This is a genomic window from Ruegeria sp. BG6, assembly GCF_056538465.1.
On sequence record NZ_JBQFTB010000006.1, the window covers coordinates 12,319 to 28,406 of the forward strand.

The 16,088-nt window shown below is 54.4% G+C and carries 15 protein-coding genes; 10 read left to right on the forward strand and 5 right to left on the reverse strand.

The genetic code is table 11. From position 1 onward, the window contains the following. Positions 1-69 precede the first annotated feature (69 nt). From ACR0JW_RS12190 to ACR0JW_RS12205, 4 genes are read right to left on the reverse strand one after another with little or no spacing between them, the layout of a single operon-like run. Entirely contained in the window at positions 70-1,593 is a 1,524-nt protein-coding gene (locus ACR0JW_RS12190; protein WP_480713987.1) for a malonate--CoA ligase, read from the reverse strand. Then, the gene (locus ACR0JW_RS12195; protein ID WP_480713988.1) at positions 1,590-2,888 is read right to left on the reverse strand and encodes a malonyl-CoA decarboxylase; all 1,299 of its coding nucleotides are present in this window, start codon (positions 2,886-2,888) and stop codon (positions 1,590-1,592) included. The genes ACR0JW_RS12190 and ACR0JW_RS12195 overlap by 4 nt, the downstream gene beginning before the upstream one ends. Before the next feature lies 1 nt (position 2,889). Then, positions 2,890-3,555: a GntR family transcriptional regulator gene (locus ACR0JW_RS12200; protein ID WP_480713989.1), complete on the reverse strand. Its 666-nt coding sequence runs from the start codon at positions 3,553-3,555 to the stop codon at positions 2,890-2,892. A 42-nt stretch (positions 3,556-3,597) separates the two neighbouring features. After that, positions 3,598-3,984, reverse strand: coding sequence for a YciI family protein (locus ACR0JW_RS12205; RefSeq protein ID WP_171126194.1), 387 nt, complete (start codon positions 3,982-3,984; stop codon positions 3,598-3,600). 84 nt (positions 3,985-4,068) lie between these two features. On the opposite strand from ACR0JW_RS12205, the gene ACR0JW_RS12210 reads away from it, so the two are divergent. The 9 genes from ACR0JW_RS12210 (at position 4,069) to ACR0JW_RS12250 (ending at position 11,925) form a co-directional block, all read left to right on the forward strand. After that, a complete protein-coding gene (locus tag ACR0JW_RS12210) occupies positions 4,069-4,953 on the forward strand; it encodes a fumarylacetoacetate hydrolase family protein (protein ID WP_480713990.1) in 885 nt (294 codons plus the stop codon). After that, positions 4,950-5,615, forward strand: a complete 666-nt coding sequence (locus ACR0JW_RS12215) for a malonic semialdehyde reductase (protein ID WP_480713991.1) — start codon at positions 4,950-4,952, stop codon at positions 5,613-5,615. The genes ACR0JW_RS12210 and ACR0JW_RS12215 overlap by 4 nt, the downstream gene beginning before the upstream one ends. Positions 5,616-5,762: 147 nt before the next feature. Then, positions 5,763-6,836, forward strand: coding sequence for a C4-dicarboxylate TRAP transporter substrate-binding protein (locus ACR0JW_RS12220; RefSeq protein ID WP_170611101.1), 1,074 nt, complete (start codon positions 5,763-5,765; stop codon positions 6,834-6,836). A gap of 30 nt (positions 6,837-6,866) precedes the next feature. Beyond that, on the forward strand, positions 6,867-7,418 hold the full coding sequence (locus ACR0JW_RS12225) for a TRAP transporter small permease subunit (RefSeq protein ID WP_171211988.1): 552 nt from the start codon (positions 6,867-6,869) through the stop codon (positions 7,416-7,418). Further along, on the forward strand, positions 7,415-8,719 hold the full coding sequence (locus ACR0JW_RS12230; protein WP_480713992.1) for a TRAP transporter large permease: 1,305 nt from the start codon (positions 7,415-7,417) through the stop codon (positions 8,717-8,719). The genes ACR0JW_RS12225 and ACR0JW_RS12230 overlap by 4 nt, the downstream gene beginning before the upstream one ends. A gap of 10 nt (positions 8,720-8,729) precedes the next feature. Further along, positions 8,730-9,596 carry a dioxygenase family protein gene (locus ACR0JW_RS12235; protein WP_480713993.1) on the forward strand — a complete coding sequence of 289 codons (867 nt, stop codon included), beginning with the start codon at positions 8,730-8,732 and terminating at the stop codon, positions 9,594-9,596. Positions 9,597-9,617: 21 nt separating this feature from the next. After that, positions 9,618-10,424, forward strand: a complete 807-nt coding sequence (locus tag ACR0JW_RS12240) for an amidohydrolase family protein (RefSeq protein WP_480713994.1) — start codon at positions 9,618-9,620, stop codon at positions 10,422-10,424. Further along, entirely contained in the window at positions 10,421-10,798 is a 378-nt protein-coding gene (locus ACR0JW_RS12245; protein ID WP_480713995.1) for a hypothetical protein, read from the forward strand. Before ACR0JW_RS12240 ends, ACR0JW_RS12245 begins: the two co-directional genes overlap by 4 nt. Next, positions 10,795-11,925, forward strand: a complete 1,131-nt coding sequence (locus tag ACR0JW_RS12250; protein WP_480713996.1) for a cytochrome-c peroxidase — start codon at positions 10,795-10,797, stop codon at positions 11,923-11,925. Before ACR0JW_RS12245 ends, ACR0JW_RS12250 begins: the two co-directional genes overlap by 4 nt. Here the strand turns inward: ACR0JW_RS12250 and ACR0JW_RS12255 are convergent. Beyond that, entirely contained in the window at positions 11,912-13,075 is a 1,164-nt protein-coding gene (locus tag ACR0JW_RS12255) for a pyridoxal-phosphate-dependent aminotransferase family protein (RefSeq protein WP_480713997.1), read from the reverse strand. The two genes, ACR0JW_RS12250 and ACR0JW_RS12255, sit on opposite strands and share 14 nt — an antisense overlap. A 167-nt stretch (positions 13,076-13,242) precedes the next feature. On the opposite strand from ACR0JW_RS12255, the gene ACR0JW_RS12260 reads away from it, so the two are divergent. Next, complete coding sequence (locus tag ACR0JW_RS12260; RefSeq protein WP_480713998.1) at positions 13,243-16,086, forward strand: FAD-binding and (Fe-S)-binding domain-containing protein; 2,844 nt, start codon at positions 13,243-13,245, stop codon at positions 16,084-16,086. The last annotated feature ends 2 nt before the right edge of the window (positions 16,087-16,088 follow it).

The window sequence follows — 16,088 nt, forward strand, 5'->3', positions numbered from 1 at the left end:
TGGCAGTCTGAAGGGTGGGTAGTATCCGATCTGAAGGTCTTGATTTGATTGAGCGTCTGGCTGGGCTTCCTAAGATAACGCCGGTGACCGTTCCTTGTTCGCGTACCGTTCGCGCAGCGCGTTCTTTTGAACTTTTCCCATAGTGTTTCGCGGCAACTCTTGGACGAGTTCGTAGCGGCGAGGATGTTTGAATCGCGACAGCTTGTTTCTGATGATTAACTCGATCTGTTCCACCTGAAGCTGTGCCCCGGGCTCTGCAACCAGAGCGGCAATGATTGCTTCACCGAAGTCTTTGTCGGGGACGCCGAAAATCGCCGATTCCTGAACGCCATCGACATCGTTCAAAACGTCTTCAATTTCTTTAGGGTAGACGTTGTAACCACCAGTGATGATCAGGTCTTTTGACCGACCTACAATCGACAGGTAGCCATCTTCGCTGTATTGGCCCAGATCTCCGGTGATGAAAAATCCATTTTCTCGAAGCTCTTCAGCCGTTTTCTCGGGCATTTGCCAATAGCCCTGAAAAACATTGGGGCCACGTACTTCGATCATTCCGATCTCGCCCTGGGGCAGGGGTTCTCCAGTTTCAGGGTTGGTTACGATCACCTCAGTGCCGGGTATGGCCATACCAACAGTTCCCGCGCGACGTTCGCCACTATAGGGGTTAGAGGTGTTCATGTTTGTCTCGGTCATGCCATAGCGCTCAAGTATTCGGTGGCCGGTGCGCGTTTCGAATGCCTGATGGGTTTCGGCAAGCAGGGGGGCAGAGCCCGAGACGAACAGGCGCATGTTCCCTGTGATCTCTTTTGTGAACCGGTCGTCTGCCAACAGTCTGGTATAGAAAGTGGGAACCCCCATCAAAAGGGTCGACTTGGGCAAGTCATCCAGGATTGCGCCGAGGTCGAACTTTTGCATAAGGCGAACTCTGGCACCGGCGAGTAGTGACGTATTCATCGCCACGAAAAGCCCGTGCGTGTGAAAGATCGGCAGCGCGTGAACCAAGCGATCGTCGTTTGTAATACCCCACAGACCAACAAGAGCTTGGGCGTTGGACAATAGGTTTTGATGGCTCAGCATTGCGCCTTTGGAACGGCCTGTGGTGCCTGATGTGTAGAGCAACGCGGCAAGATCGTCCGGAGCGCGATCTACGGTTTCGAATACGCAGGGCTGCGCGTCGGCCTCGCTGCTCAGGCTAGGGTAAACGCCGCCGAGTGTCCGCAGCTTCGCCCCAGACCGAGCCGCCAATTTTCCGACTTCAATTTCGTCTCTGCTGTCGCAAACGATCATCGAAGGTTGGGCATCAGAAATGAAATAGTCCAACTCTGCCAATGTGTAGGCAGTGTTAAGCGGCAGATAGACTGCACCTGCCTGTACCGAAGCGGCGTAGAGGGCAATCGTATCGGCCAGCTTGGGCGCTTGCACAACGATGCGATCGCCTGGTGAAACGCCGTTGTTTTGCAAAACATGCGCGACCTGCGCGGTGCGCTTCAAAAACGCGTCATAGGACACAACCTGGTCATCGTCGAGTTGCAGGAACGGAGCCTCGTTGCCCTCATGCCGGGCAAACAGGCCGTCGTATAGAGTGTTGGTCACGCGGTATTTTCCCTTGGCTTGGTCGCAAGCGCAGCGGTTGAGGCCGCGCGAACAGAACGCGAGGCTTCGATCGTCGCATGTGTCGCGAACTCTTCGTGATGACGTTCTGTTTTGTTTAAATCGTACAGGTAGTTCACCATCGCACCGCCGGATTGCGATCGTCCGTTCGGTGACAAATCGGCTTCGGCGTGCAACTCGTGCAACTCGGCACCGTTTCCGAGGTGAAAGCGGGCCACGGGATCCAGCGGCATCCCATCCTCGCGCTTGGCGAACAACAGGTACCGAGCGGCCATTGCGCGCAAATCTTGCGGGGAGGTTGTTGCCGCAAGTACGGCTTCGGCGGCGTGGCCGTGTTCAGGATTGTCTGTTTCGCCCTCTAGCCAACGGTTCAGTCCCGGTATCGGCGACAAGGTCACAAATGTATCAAGCCCCTCAAGTTCTCGCGACAGCTCAGTTACAACCTGTTTGATCAACAGATTGCCAAAGCTGATACCGGTTAAACCTTTCTGGCAATTCGAGATAGAGTAGAACGCCGCGACTTTCGCTTGTTCGGTTTCGATCGGTTCCCGATCTTCGGACAAAAGCGCATCGATTGCGTCTGGAACTTCAGCCGTCAAAGCAACTTCGACAAAAATCAGCGGCTCATCTGGCATCGAAGGATGGAAGAATGCAAAGCAACGACGATCCGGCGGGTAGAGCCTGCGTCGCAGATCATCTAGATCGTTGATTTGATGGACCGCTTCGTAGGCAACGATCTTGTCCAAAACGCGGGCAGGGGTATCCCAACTGATTTGTTTGAGGACAAGAAAGCCCCGATTGAACCAGCTTCTCAGCAAATGAACGAAATCAATATCTGTTCGTTTGAGCTCGGGGTTGGATTTAAGAAAGCGCAATAGGTCAACGCGCATTGCTACGAGTTCTTGTGTCGCGCCGGATGGTTGGTTCAATCGGCGCAACAACTCTTGCCGTTTGGGTTCCGCGACTTCGCTAAGCTTTTCATATAAATTGACACTTCTGTCGTTGGCATAGAGGCTTGCCACTTCGGTAAGCTGATCCGCGTCCAGCTCAAGTTGGTCATTCAAATAGGCGAAAAACTCCAATTTCTCGGGGTCTTCCAAGGTCTGGTAGCGATCAAGAATTGTGGAGGCGAGGGTGAAGCCCGATACTTCGCCTTCGGCGGACAACAAGGCCTCACAAAGCTCTCCAATGGATCGATAGTCATCGTTGCCGCGCCTTTTGCCGGGACGATCGAACAGCTGATTCAGCAGATCGCCCAGAAACCAGTTCCGCTGCATTTCAGGACTCCATCTGACTGCTCAGGTACTCACCCGTTCGGCGGTAGTGGTTGAGCAAGTGCCGGGTCGCGCTGTCTGCATCGTGGTTGAGTGCGGCATCCAGGATTTGCTGGTGTTCGGCAGCGATATCGCGCTTTTTGTAACTGGGCCCTCCCGCCGCCAGATAACGATAGCGAATGTTGAGGTCATAAAGCTGCGAGCAATACCGTAGCAGCAACGGCAGTTTTGCATTTTCCAACAAGGCCATATGAAACACTTTGTGGGCGTCTTCGAAGTCTGGTGCACTTTTTTGACTAGCCTTTTTCATATGGTGATGCCGCAAAACAAGCCTGTCCTCCCAAGCTCCATCTGCATTAGCGATGGAAGCGCGCAGCGCTGTTTCCTCGAGGTTGCATCGGAGCAACAGTATTTCCTCGAAGTTGGATTTGCTGACTGGCGCCGCCCGAAATCCGCGCTGATCAATCCGCTCGACCAGCATGTCAGACGTCAGGAGGCTAAGCGCCTCCCGAACCGGGCTTGCGCCCGTATCCAGAAGGCCACGGAGTTGTTCGATCTTGAGCTTCTGTCCGGGCGGCAACTCGCCTGTGAGGATCATATCGCGCAGCCGTCGATACGCACCATGAGTGGCTGATTTCTCTTTGCCCTCGGTATCAAGCATGACGTCCATATCCGACTTTTCCTCTTTGAATGCGCAATCTTTGAAGTGCTGTTAACTGAGGGCGCTTGTTCCGGTCGATAGACCGACTGTCAGGTTCAGTGAGCCTTCGTTGATCATCCAGCGCCGAAGAACAAAACTGCGCGCCCCGCTTTTATGCATCGGGTCGTCCTCGGCTAGATTTCGAGCGGCCTCAAGGCTGTCGGCGCGGTAGATGATCAGGCCCATTCCCTGCATATGCTCACCGGTTTCATCCGACATTGGTCCGGCAAAAGCCAGCTGACCCGAACGTTCAAGCTGCGCCTGATATGCCAGGTGATCAGGAAGTGACGCCTTCACGTCTTCGGGCGCTTTGGCAGGCGTGCTGTGTGCAACGTAAAGCTCCAAAGCAAGTGCGCCGCGGCTCTGTGCTTCTGATTTGTAGTCTGCCCAGGCAACCATCTGCGCCCTCCAATAAAATCGATATTAATTGACATATTGCAAAATAATCGGCAAAAATCAAGCAAACTGATATGGATGATGAAAATGAAATACCTAGTGGGAGAGACTTTGGAAGGTACCGCGGTGTTTGCCGTGAACGGCGAAAAAGCAGTAAATTTAACGGCTTTGGACTCTGGTGTCGGCACGGATCTGATGGGGTTGATTGCCGATCCTGGTTTGAGCGACTCACTGGCCGATAAAATCTCAGCAGCGGTGGCTGTGCCAGTCTCGACTATCACGCCGGCATTGCCGGTGGCCGCCCCCGGCACCATTGTTTGCATGGGATTGAACTATACCGACCATATCAAAGAAGGTGGATACGACATTCCCGAGTACCCCACGCTATTCATGCGCGGAAAGAACTCAATCATGGCGGCTGGCAAACCCATGGTGCGACCGGCGGCTTCCGAGCATTTCGATTATGAAGCGGAATTGATGCTGATCGTTGGGAAACGCGGTCGCCATATCTCGGAAGAAAAGGCGCTGGATCATGTGTTTGGTTATACCGTTTTCAACGATGGTTCGGTGCGGGACTATCAGCGCAAAACGGTTCAGTGGACACCGGGTAAGAACTTTGACGACACGGGCGCAATTGGCCCCTTCACCGTGACTCAGGATGAGTTGCCCGAAGGCGCTTTGGGCCTCAAGATCGAAAGCCGCGTTGGCGATGAGGTTCTTCAAAGTTCGAATACCGCCAACATGATCTGGGGTGTCCGCCAGGTGATCGCGACAATTTCGGAATTCATGACCCTGGAACCGGGAGATCTGGTTGCATTGGGAACACCGCCGGGCGTGGGCCACGCCAAAAAACCCGACCCTCGCTGGTTGAAGCCGGGCGAAACCGTTGAAGTCGAGATCGAAGGTATCGGCGTCTGTTCCAGCCCGATTGTGGACGAAAAAGACAACAGGTCAAAGGTGGCAGCAGAATGAGCGCACCGACCGGGGCAGAGCTGGAGGCACTTCGCGCCAAGGCGCAGCAAGATCATCGCGAACTGCGCGCGCGCATTCCTCGTCTGTCGGATGACGCAATCGCCTTGATTCTGCGCGAGTCCCGGTCGCACTATGCGTGGACAAACAAGCCGGTTTCCGACGCGTTGCTTGAAGAGATTTACGAGATCACGATCAGCGGCGCGACCAGTATGAATACACTGCCTGCGCGGTTCATTTTCGTGAAAAGTGCCGAGGGCAAAGAGCGGCTTGCCAAGTCTTTGAAGCCAAAGAACGTGCCAAAGATGATGGGCGCGCCAGTCACGGCCATAATTGCCCACGACATGGAGTTCTGGAAGGAACTGCCCTTCCTTTTCCCACACGAAGATCGTCGGCCGTTGTTCGAAAATAATCCCGATTACGTGGCCGATACGGCGTTTCGCAATGGAACGCTTCAGGGCGCCTACTTCATGATCGCGGCACGGGCCGTTGGGTTGGACGTTGGTGCCATGTCAGGCTTTTCGAACAAGATTGTCGACGAGGAGTTCTTTGCAGGAACCACCCTCAAATCGAACTTTCTGTGCAATCTAGGTTACGCCGATGAAACGGGTTTGTTTCACAAACTGCCGCGATTTCCGTTCGACAGGGTTTGTTCTTATGCATGAGGAAATGACGCAAGTGGGCGGCCAATCGGCCAAGTACTTTGCCGTCGCAATGCTGCGCAAATCCGTTGGTGTGGAAAGGACTGACTGCCGGGGTTCAAGGCGAACAAATAAAGGGCAACAAGATCAAACTTTCTGGGAGGAGAGATAATGAAAAACTGGACCAAGTGCAGTCTACTGGGTGTTGCCGTGGCAAGCACTATGGCACTGTCAGTCGCAGCGGAAGAGACCATTTCAGCTGTCGTAATTGATGGTTACCCAGACCGGGCCTTGTGGGTGAAAGAATTCACAAACTTCTTTATTCCTGAAGTGGATAAGCGGTTGGCCGAGTCCGGCAATTACAAGATGAACTGGCAGGAGAACTATGGCGGTTCTATTGTAAAACCCAAAGGTGTTCTGGAAGGCGTACAGTTGGGTTTGGGCGACATTGGCATCGTCACAACCATCTTCCATTCGTCCAAGTTGCCCAGCCAGGGGATCTCGGGCTCGACACCATTCGTCGCGTCAGATGCTCGTGCAGTGGCCAAGGCAGTTGACGAGATCGCGCGAGAATACCCGGCTATGCAGAATGAGTTTGCTGCGCAAAATCAGGTTTATCTGGCGACGGGCGTTGTGCTCGACACATATCAGATGTTCTGCTCAGAGCCGGTCGAGAAAGTTGCAGATCTTGAAGGACGCAAGATCGCGGGTGCCGGCCTGAACTTGCGCTATCTCGAGGGTATCAAGGACGCGGCGGGCGTACGCGGAGGCCTCACTGATTTCTACAACATGGTTCAAACCGGCCTTGTCGATTGCGTAATGATTTGGCCGGAAGCTTCCAAGACGTTCAAAATCGTCGAAGTGGCCCCTTACATGTTGAAGGCAGACCTTGGTGCGGTGAATACAAAAACAGTCACCGTCAATGCCGACTACTGGGCGAGTCTGCCCGATGAGGTCAAAGAAGTACTACAGGCCGTGGCTATCGACTACCGTGACCACGTGGCAGGAATTGCAATGGATCGAGCCGCTGCGTCGCGAGATGCATTTGTAGAAGCTGGCGGATCGATCATTGAAATCTCGGACGAAGACCGCGCTGCGTGGGCAAATGCGATGCCCAATGTTGCGCAGGAATGGGCTGCAACGCTGAATGAGAACGGTGAGCAGGGCACAGATATGCTGGCCGCTTATCTCGGCAAGCTTCAGGATGCTGGTTTCACTGGTGTGCGGGACTGGACGGCCGAATAATCGTTCGGCGACCCGAGAAAGGGGCCAGACATGCTGAAGACCGCAGTTGCCGTCCTGTCGCGGGTCGCCAATTCGCTTGCTATCGCCGCCAACGCATTGGGTACGCTTGTCGTCCTAGCGTTGGTGGTCATTCTGAATGTTGACGTCATTGCGCGGGGCCTGTTTTCGGCCCCACTGCGCGGAACCTACGAGATGGTGCAATTCTCGGTCGTGATGATCGTGTTCCTGCAGCTGGCCGACGTTGTCAGAGTGGATCGATTGACGCGCTCAGATGGGTTTCTGAACCTGCTACACCATCGTCGCCCCGGTCTGACAGCCAACCTGAGGCGCATCATCAACGCCATTTCGGCAATCTTCATGGCCTTGATCGCCTATGTAACCTTCCCAGAATTTCTTCACATGTGGGAAACACAGGACTACTTCGGAGTGCCCGGTCTTTTCACATTGCCTTGGTGGCCGGTCAAACTGGTCATCGCGTGCGGTACTGCGCTTGCCTGCGTGATCTTCCTGCTCAAGGTCGTCACGGCGCAGGACCGCCCGCAACTTATTCGCACCCCAGAGCATGACGAGGCCGCAGAATGACGCCGATTGAGATTGGCCTGATCTCGGTCGTTGCCATAGTCTTTCTGATTTACGCGGGCGTCTACATTCCGATTGCTTTGGGCGTGGTCTCCTTCGTGTCGATCTGGCTGATGCGGGACAACTTCACGCTTGCGCTCAACCTGCTGAAGGTTGCGGTGGGCGACAGCGCGATGGAATACAGTTTCGCGACAATCCCGCTGTTTACCTTTATGGGCCTCATCGTTTCAAAAGCGGGATTAGGCAGGGATATTTACGAGGTCATGACCATGCGATTTCGCAAGGTCAAAGGCGGTATCGGAATGGCGACCGTCGGAGCAAATGCTGTGTTTGCGGCCGTTACCGGGTCGTCCATTGCGTCCGCATCAGTGTTCACCAAGGTCTCGGTCCCGCAGATGATGGCGCAGGCATATAATCCACGTTTTGCGGTTGGGGTTGTGGCCGGGTCGTCGGTTTTGGGGATGATTATTCCACCCTCGGCGATGCTGATCATCTATTCCTTTGTCGCCGAACAGTCCGTAGGGGACATGTTTCTGGCGGGAGTAATACCCGGTATCATGCTGGCAATAGCTTATGTGGGCGCGATCTGGTTGATGGGCCGTTTTACACCTGCATTTGTGGGCGGCCGGGTCGTCGAAGACACCGAATGGATGTCCGGGCACGAGATCGCATCCAAGACCCTGCCCACATTGTTCATTATCACGGTAGTGCTCGGTGGCATTTACACAGGATGGCTAACCGCTGTCGAGGCGGGTGCCGCCGGGGCACTGGTTGCGCTCGTGATCGCAGTCGTACGCAAGTCCATGACACCAAGAGCGTTCTGGGACGCGTTGCTGGAAACCGGTCATATTACAGCGGCGATCTTGTTCCTGATTACGGCGGCTTCGATCTATAGTCGCATGCTGGGGCTGGCCGGGCTGCCCAATCAGTTGCAGGATTTGCTTGCGGGAAATTCCGCGTCCTTTTGGTCGATCATGCTGCTCTACGTTCTCTTGATGCTTTTTCTGGGAACTTTGCTCGATACGGCGTCCATCATTCTGATCGTCGTCCCGCTGTTCCTGCCCATGGCCGAAGCCCTGGACATGTCGTTGATCTGGTTTGGCATTATCACTGTGGTCGGCGCCGAAATCGGGCTTTTGACCCCGCCTTTGGGCATATCTTGCTTCGTCATCAAATCGACGATCAACGATGACCGAATATCGCTCAAGGATGTGTTCATGGGCGCACTTCCCTTTGCGTTCGTGATGCTGATCGTTCTGTTTGTTCTGATCGAGTTCCCGATCCTCAGCCTTGCCCTGATTTAAGGAGGCGCAGATGCGCTCTGTTACCAAAGATAATATCACCGACGTGTTCATGGGATACCTGTCCAAGGACACCGATCCGCGGATGCGCGAAATCATGGGGTCACTTGTCAAACACCTTCATGACTTCGCGCGCGAAACCAACCTGACGCATGACGAATGGCGAGCTGGGATTGCGTTTCTCGAGGGCTGTGCCGCTGTGGAAACCGAGGACCGGCACGAGTTTGTGCTGGCGTCGGACGTCCTGGGCCTGTCGTCTTTGGTGGACATGCTGCATTCAAGTCCAGACGCAACAAGTTCGTCGGTGTTGGGCCCGTTTCATGTATCCGGCGCACCTCCGCTGCCCATGGGTGGGGATATGAAACGACACTACGGCGGGCCGGTTCTGCTTGCTGAAGGCATCATTCGAGACACAGCGGGCAATCCAATTGCAGGAGCAGAACTCGACATCTGGCAAACGGCACCCAACGGCCTCTACGCCAGTCAGGATGAAGAACAGGACACCTACTCTTTCCACGGGCTGATGACAGTTGGTGACGATGGCAGATACGCGTTCACCACGGTCAAACCAGTCGAATACACGGTTCCGTCGGATGGACCCGTTGGAGACATCCTGCGAGCGTGTGGACGCCATCCGTGGAGGCCCTCACACCTGCACTTTATCGTCAAAGCCCCCGGCTATCGCTCACTCGTGACCGAGATTTTTCCAGACGACGATCCCTATCTGGATCAGGATACGGTCTTTGGTGTTCGAGACGATCTGGTGATGACGTATGTTGAACGACCAGCTTCGGAATTTCCCGATGACATGGCACTTTCTGGTAGGATCACTGAACCATTCTTGCACGTGAAATTCGACGTGACGCTTGCCAGAGTCTGAATGATATCGAGGAGGCATGAGGTGCTGAAACAAATCTGCATTCTAAGTACCGCGCTGTTTTGCAGCAGTGCTATCGCAGAAGAGCGCCCGATCTTCGACGCGCATATTCATTACAGCCACGATGCCGTCAAACTGGTTCCTCCCGAACAGGTGGCCAAAATTCTTCGGGATGCGGGCGTTCGTAAAGCTCTAGTTTCCAGCTCGGATGACAATGGCACTCAACTATTATTGGCCGCAGCACCAGAAATTGTTGTTCCGGCACTGCGCCCTTACCGTCGCCGCGGTGAAATCAACACCTGGATGCACGATGAAGCCGTAATCAATTATCTGGAAGCGAACCTGGCAAAGAACAAGTATGAAGCCATCGGTGAGTTTCACGCTTACGGAGACGACATTAAGACGCCGGTTATCCAGCGCATGATTGCACTGGCGAAAGAGCGGAACCTCATTCTACACCACCACGGCGATCGAGAGGCAGTTGACCTGATCTTCGAAACCTGGCCTGAAGCTCGGGTACTGTGGGCCCACTCTGGCTTTGATGATCCGGCGAGTGTTGTTGACGCGCTGGACACCTATCCCAGGCTTTGGGCCGATTTGGCATTTCGTTCAGACATGGTCTCACGAGGCAGTATCGATCCGAATTGGAAGGCTGCGTTCGAAGCTCATCCCGATCGGTTTATGGTCGGTACGGATACATTTGCGCCGGAACGCTGGTACTATGTCGGCCCCCACGCAGATTTTTCGCGTGAATGGCTGGATTTGCTGCCGGACCAGATTGCGGACAACATCGCCTATGCCAACGCAGAACGTTTGCTGGCATCAGAATGATCCGCTGGCTCGTCTGGTTTCTGGTATCTTCCGGCGCTGCCATCGCTTGTGAGGCGACCGGGCAACGGATGGGTTCGGAAATTCAGAACGCGCCTGCTGTGCATGTGACTGTCAACGAAATTCCGTTGGCTCAACCGTTTTCAATACTCCTCACTGTGTGCAGCGAAATTGCCGTGAGTGATATGCGCGTCGATGCAATCATGCCTGCTCACCAACACGGGATGAACTACCTTCCAGTCGTCACTGCAAAAGGCGACGGTGTGTTCCGTGTTGATGATATGCTGTTTCACATGCCGGGAATGTGGGAGCTTCAAGTGGACGTCGAATACAACGGGCAATCGGTATCCTACACCTTTGACATTGCGCTGAAATGAAGTTGTGGGTGACAGCTGCGCTAATAGCCCTGACAGGTGCAGTGCGTGCAGAGGTCTTGTTGTCTGCAGACGAAATTGAACAAACGCTTTCCTTTGGGCCTTGGCCACCATCCTTCCATTCGGACCCAAGCAATAGAGTTTCGAACAATGCCAGAGCGATCGCGCTTGGAGAGGCCTTATTCAACGATCCGGTGTTGTCCGTCGACGGTGCATTTTCTTGCGCAAGTTGTCATGATCCTGAACAGGCATTTACAACTCCAGAGGCGCGGGCGATCGGCCGTGTACTGTTAGATCGAAACACTCCATCACTGCGGAACCTGGCCGGACTCCGCTGGTATGGGTGGGGTGGCAAAAGCGATAACCTTTGGGCAGCCAGCCTGCATCCGATCATCGAAGAGCAAGAGATGGCGCACAGCCCCGAAAGCCTAAAAACAGCAATCTCTGAAAGTGCCTACATTGATGACTTTGAGCCTATTTTTGGCGTCATCCAAGATCAAGGCCCAGAGCTTGTTCTGGTGAATACTGCAAAAGCTCTTTCGGCTTACTTGGAGACTTTGGTTACCGACCGGACGCAGTTTGACGATTTTCGCGATGCCTTAGAGCGTCGGGATTTTCCAGCGGCTGCGTACTACCCCGAAGCAGCCCAGCGAGGTCTTCAGCTGTTTTTAGGGCGCGGGAATTGCGTGTTTTGCCACAACGGCCCGAGGTTTTCCAACAATGAGTTCCACGATGCCGGTGTACCATACTTTCTGAATGAAGCCGAGGTTGACGAAGGTCGGTTTGGTGGATTGAATTTTTTGCTCTCAAGCCCCTATACACTAGACGGCGACTGGAATGACGATCCGGATAAGCAAGGTGCTTGGGCGGTTCGAAATGTACGCCGGAACCACGCTGATTTTGGAACCTTCGGCACGCCCAGCCTTCGAGGTGTGGCCGAAACCGCCCCCTACATGCATGACGGCAGCCTGGATGATCTGGACGCCGTGGTCCGACACTATAACGAAATTGATATAGAAAGGCTTCACGCCAATGGCGAAGCCATACTCTCTGAACTGAATTTATCCGAGCAGGAGATTGCAGACCTGGTTGAGTTTTTGGAGACTCTGTCCGGCGTTACGCGGCCTTGAGATACTCCAATGCAGCCTGAGTACCGCCTGTAGTGTGCGGCACGCCGCTTTTGGCGAGTCCCATTTCTACGCCTGAGAGTGTGGCCATCAACATCAGGTCGTTGAAATCGCCCAAGTGACCTATTCGGAATACCTTGTCGGCTATTTTGGATAGACCATTTCCGAGTGAGATATCATAGTGCTCCAGCGCCGTCGCACGAAAGGCATCAGCAGAATGTCCCTCAGGCACTTTGACAGCGGTCAGTACGCCTGACTCCTGACCTTGGCGGGCACACAATACCTCAAGCCCCCATGCTTGCACGGCAGCTCGAGTCGCGGCTCCGTGGCGGGCATGACGAGCGAATACGTTCTCCAGCCCCTCCTCGTGCAACATATCAATGGCCTCATTCAATCCATAGATAAGATTGGTGCTAGGGGTATAAGGGAAGAACCCTTTCTGGTTCAGCTCGACCATATCCTGCCAATTCCAATAGCTGCGTGGCATGGTCACGGATTTTGAATGTTCCAGAGCACGATCGCTCACAGCGTTGAAGCTGAGCCCCGGCGGTAGCATCATCCCTTTTTGCGAACCGGAGACACAGACATCTACGCCCCATTCGTCGAACCTAAGATCGATCGATGCAAGGCCAGAGATTGAATCAACCAAAAGAAGGGCAGGGTGTTTCGCCGTGTCTATTGCCCTGCGCACTTCCTCAATAGGCGAGACTGACCCGGTAGAGGTTTCATTGTGGACGACGCATACCGCCTTGATCTCGTGCTGACTGTCCGCGCGCAAGCGGTCTTCTATCTGATTGGGGTCCGCACCGCCACGCCAATCCCCTTCAATCAACTCTGGCTGTAACCCAATTTTTTCAGCCAAGTTGCACCACATGAATGCGAAATGTCCTGTTTCGTACATGAGAACATTTCCGCCCGGCGATACTGTGTTCACAAGCGCAGCTTCCCACGCGCCTGTACCGGATGAAGGGTAGATAAAGACGTTTTGTTCCGTCTTGAAAATTGTTTTCATCCCAGCGAGGGCTTTGTGGCCTACTTCTGCAAAATCTGGCCCCCGGTGATCGATGGTCTGCATGCTTATGGCCTTCAGGATGCGTTCCGGCACGTCACTTGGCCCTGGGATTTGCAAAAAATGTCTGCCCGCCTGGCGCATCTGAATTGATCCTTCCGCTGGCGCCGAAACAGTGGCGCAATTACCTATTGGCAAAAGTTAATTATGAATTCATTATTCAGTCAACGGTGAAGTGAAGCTTCTAATTGGCTAGTTGGGAAGGGAAGGCGAACCCGATGCTTGAGAATGGATCGTTGCATCGCCGACTGATGTCTGACGTCCAAGGCGAGGTGATGGCTGACCCGGCATCACGCGCACGATACTCGACTGACGCTTCGATCTATCAGATGATGCCGGACGCCGTGGTCATTCCCCGAAACAAAGAGGACGTGCAGGCCGTGATGTCTGTAGCGCGCGACGAAGGATGCTCCGTTCTTCCGCGCGGCGGCGGCACATCGCAATGTGGGCAAACGGTCAATCAAAGCGTTGTCTTAGACAACACCAAGCACTTGAATCGTGTTCTTGACGTGGACGTTGAGAACCGTGTCGCGCGTGTTCAGCCCGGCGTTGTTCTGGATCAGTTGAACCAGTCACTAAAGCAATATGGCTTATGGTTTCCCGTAGACCCCTCGACCGCGTCGCGTTGCACGCTTGGAGGAATGGCCGCCAACAACTCTTCTGGTGGAAAATCCCTGCGCTACGGGATCATGCGCGATAACGTCCGTGCAATAAGTGCAATCCTCAGCGATGGTATGGAAGCACGGTTCAGCGCCGATACGACGGCATCTGGCGATTATGCCGATCTTGTTGGGGACATGCGTGCTCTGGGGCGTCGCGAGGCTGCGGAAATTGACGCCCGGTTTCCCAATCTCCAGCGTCGTGTGGGCGGGTATAACATCGATTCGCTTGTCGGCAACGACGTCAACATGTCTCATTTGCTCGTGGGGTCAGAAGGCACTCTGGCCTATTTCGCTGAATTGGAACTGAACCTTGCTCACTTGCCGGGCGAGAAAGTTGTCGGCGTGTGTCATTTCCCGACGTTCCGTGCTGCGATGGAAGCAACACAGCACCTCGTGACGCTCAAACCGCAGGCGGTAGAATTGATCGACGACACCATGATTGCGTTGGGGAGAGATATCCCATTGTTCCGCAGTACGATTGAAGCGTTTGTAGAAGGCAGCCCTGAAGCGTTGTTGTTAGTGGAATTTGCTGAGGGTAGCGCTGACGCCAATGCTGCAAAGCTGGTCGAGCTATCGCAACTGATGGGAGATCTCGGGTTTGATTTCAGTGGGACTGAAAACCGTTGGGGCGGGGTTGTATCAGTTACTGATACCAAACTGCAAAACTCGATCGCCGAATACCGAAAATCCGGGTTGAACGTTATGATGTCGATGAAGGAGGCCGGCAAGCCGATCTCTTTTGTGGAAGATTGCGCCGTCCCGTTGCCTGATCTCGCCGATTATACCGCTGGCCTGACCGAAATTTTTACCCGGCACGGCACAAAAGGGACATGGTACGCGCATGCCTCAGTCGGGTGTCTCCATGTTCGTCCTGTCCTGAACATGCGGCAGGACAAAGACGTCCGGACAATGAGGGCGATTGCCGAAGAGACCTTTGATCTAGTCAAGAGATACAAAGGGTCTCATTCAGGCGAACACGGTGATGGGATTGTGCGATCAGAGTTTCATGAAAAGATGTTCGGCCCTCGTATCGTTTCCGCGTTTGAACAGGTTAAGGCCCGGTTTGACCCTGCCGGGCTAATGAACCCCGGCAAAATCGTGCACGCGCCTGCCATGGATGATCGCCGCCTATTCCGCTACAGCCCGGACTACTCAGTTCCTGAATTCGAAACGGCGCTGGACTGGTCCGCTTGGCCGGGTGCCGGAGGAGGATTTCAGGGTGCCGTCGAGATGTGCAACAACAACGGTGCGTGTCGCAAGCTCAAGGGCGGAGTAATGTGTCCTTCCTTCCGTGCGACGAGAAACGAGCGTGATGCCACACGTGGGCGGGCAAACACGTTGCGTTTTGCCATCAGCGGGCAGTTGCCGGGTGGTTTAACTTCAGACGCAATGCAGGACACGATGGAATACTGCGTGTCTTGCAAGGCTTGTGCGCGTGAATGCCCGACTGGCGTCGATATGGCCCGCATGAAGATCGAAGTACTTTCAGCAAAGCGCAAAAAAGACGGGCTGACATTGGCTGATAAATTAATAGCTTATCTGCCGAGATATGCGCCAAAAGCTGCAAAAGTCGCGTGGTTATTGAATGCTCGGAACAAAATTGGGCCCTTGCGTACGCTGTTGGAGAAACCAACTGGAATTTCGGCGCGACGTGACCTGCCAGTGTGGTCCTCCGACCCGTTCCGGGATGTCGAGGCCCAAGACACAGATCCGCAGGTGCTTCTGTTTGCCGATGTGTTCAACCGATATTTCGAGCCAGACAATCTGCGCGCCGCTGTCCGGGTTCTGCGTGCGCTAGGGCTTCGGGTTGCCATAGCAAGAGATGACCAAACAGGAAGGCCGCTGGATTGCGGGCGCACTCTTTTGGCTGAGGGTTGCGTGGAAGAGGCGCGTCACGAGGCACAGCGTGTGATTGACGCGACGCGAGAAGCAGCTGCACAGGGCATACCGGTAGTCGGTCTCGAACCTTCTTCTATCCTCACATTCCGGGACGAATATTTGGCTCTTTGTCCGGGGCGGGATGCGGAGTTGCTATCCATAGCCTCTCATACCTTTGAGGAGTTTCTGGCCAAACAGCCGGATCTGCCTCTCAAATCGGTAGATCGCCCCATTTATGTGCATGGTCATTGCCACCAGAAAGCACACGATGCCGTTACACCGATGCTCAACTTACTTAAGCGTATTCCCGCATCACATGTTCACATGATCGAAAGCAGTTGTTGTGGTATGGCCGGGGCGTTTGGATACGCGCCCGGCACTATTGATGTCTCGATCAAGATGGCGGAACTCGACCTGTTTCCAGCTTTGGAGGCGGCGCCTGCGGATGCAATTGTTGTGGCGGATGGAACATCATGCCGCCACCAAATCGCCGAAGGTACGCAGCGCCAAGCGATGCACGTCGCGCGCCTGCTGGATATGGTCCTTGAATATTAGGA

Excerpts from the sequence above, each read along its gene's own strand:
- ACR0JW_RS12230 (WP_480713992.1), top strand. The coding sequence starts at position 7,415 with ATGACGCCGATTGAGATTGGCCTGATCTCGGTCGTTGCCATAGTCTTT.
- ACR0JW_RS12205 (WP_171126194.1), bottom strand. The coding sequence starts at position 3,984 with ATGGTTGCCTGGGCAGACTACAAATCAGAAGCACAGAGCCGCGGCGCA.
- ACR0JW_RS12250 (WP_480713996.1), top strand. The coding sequence starts at position 10,795 with ATGAAGTTGTGGGTGACAGCTGCGCTAATAGCCCTGACAGGTGCAGTG.
- ACR0JW_RS12255 (WP_480713997.1), bottom strand. The coding sequence starts at position 13,075 with ATGCGCCAGGCGGGCAGACATTTTTTGCAAATCCCAGGGCCAAGTGAC.
- ACR0JW_RS12210 (WP_480713990.1), top strand. The coding sequence starts at position 4,069 with ATGAAATACCTAGTGGGAGAGACTTTGGAAGGTACCGCGGTGTTTGCC.
- ACR0JW_RS12235 (WP_480713993.1), top strand. The coding sequence starts at position 8,730 with ATGCGCTCTGTTACCAAAGATAATATCACCGACGTGTTCATGGGATAC.
- ACR0JW_RS12220 (WP_170611101.1), top strand. The coding sequence starts at position 5,763 with ATGAAAAACTGGACCAAGTGCAGTCTACTGGGTGTTGCCGTGGCAAGC.
- ACR0JW_RS12245 (WP_480713995.1), top strand. The coding sequence starts at position 10,421 with ATGATCCGCTGGCTCGTCTGGTTTCTGGTATCTTCCGGCGCTGCCATC.
- ACR0JW_RS12260 (WP_480713998.1), top strand. The coding sequence starts at position 13,243 with ATGTCTGACGTCCAAGGCGAGGTGATGGCTGACCCGGCATCACGCGCA.
- ACR0JW_RS12225 (WP_171211988.1), top strand. The coding sequence starts at position 6,867 with ATGCTGAAGACCGCAGTTGCCGTCCTGTCGCGGGTCGCCAATTCGCTT.
- ACR0JW_RS12200 (WP_480713989.1), bottom strand. The coding sequence starts at position 3,555 with ATGGACGTCATGCTTGATACCGAGGGCAAAGAGAAATCAGCCACTCAT.
- ACR0JW_RS12215 (WP_480713991.1), top strand. The coding sequence starts at position 4,950 with ATGAGCGCACCGACCGGGGCAGAGCTGGAGGCACTTCGCGCCAAGGCG.
- ACR0JW_RS12195 (WP_480713988.1), bottom strand. The coding sequence starts at position 2,888 with ATGCAGCGGAACTGGTTTCTGGGCGATCTGCTGAATCAGCTGTTCGAT.